This is a genomic window from Ralstonia sp. RL (assembly GCF_001683835.1).
Classification (GTDB): domain Bacteria; phylum Pseudomonadota; class Gammaproteobacteria; order Burkholderiales; family Burkholderiaceae; genus Ralstonia; species Ralstonia mannitolilytica.
The window spans coordinates 1-907 of sequence record NZ_LWRX01000064.1; the positions used below are offsets into that span (position 1 = coordinate 1).

Here is a 907-nt window from a genome sequence, read left to right on the forward strand (position 1 = left end):
GCCGGCCTGCTTTTTCAGGTCGTCGACGACATCCTCGACTGCACGGCCAGCACCGCCACGCTGGGCAAGACAGCCGGCAAGGACGAAGCCGCCGACAAACCGACCTATGTCGCCCTGCTCGGCCTCGAACGGGCCCGCACCTACGCCGACGAGCTGCGCGCCGAAGCGCGCGACGCGCTGGCCATCTTCGGCGATCAGGCCAGCCGGCTCAACCAGCTGGCCGATTTCATCTGCCACCGTCAATTCTGAACGGAAGCCATGAGCGCAGTTTCCCATTCCGCACTGCTTGACAGCATCAACAGCCCGGCCGACCTGCGCCGGCTGGATCGCAAGCAGCTACCGCAACTCGCCAGCGAGTTGCGTGCCTTCCTGATCGAATCGGTATCGCAGACCGGTGGCCACCTCTCTTCCAACCTCGGCACTGTCGAACTGACCATCGCCCTGCACACCGTCTTCAACACGCCGGACGACCGCCTGGTCTGGGATGTCGGACACCAGTGCTACCCGCACAAGGTGCTGACCGGCCGCCGCGCCGGCATGGACAGGCTGCGCATGCGGGGCGGCGTCGCCGGCTTTCCGAAGCGTTGCGAAAGCCCCTACGACACGTTTGGTGTCGGCCATTCCTCGACATCGATCTCCGCCGCGCTGGGCATGGCCCTGGCCGCCAAGCAGAAAGGCGAAACCCGGCAGGTGGTCGCCATCATCGGTGACGGCGCGATGTCGGCCGGCATGGCCTTCGAGGCCTTGAACAACGCCGGCGTCGCCGACGCCGACATGCTGGTCATCCTCAACGACAACGAGATGTCGATCTCGCCGCCGGTCGGCGCGTTGAACAACATCCTGACCCGCCTGACTTCCAGCAAGACCTACAACGTGGCCCGCTCCGCCGGCCGCCACATGCTCGGCT

The 907-nt window shown here is 65.9% G+C and carries 2 protein-coding genes; both read left to right on the forward strand.

Going from position 1 to position 907, the window contains the following annotated elements; genetic code table 11:
* Window positions 1-249: polyprenyl synthetase family protein (locus A6M56_RS07505; protein ID WP_286757953.1), on the forward strand; the 249-nt coding region annotated here is incomplete at its 5' end.
* Window positions 250-258: 9 nt separating this feature from the next.
* Window positions 259-907, forward strand: a 649-nt coding sequence (locus A6M56_RS07510) for a 1-deoxy-D-xylulose-5-phosphate synthase N-terminal domain-containing protein (RefSeq protein WP_286757954.1), incomplete at its 3' end; no start/stop codon positions are given.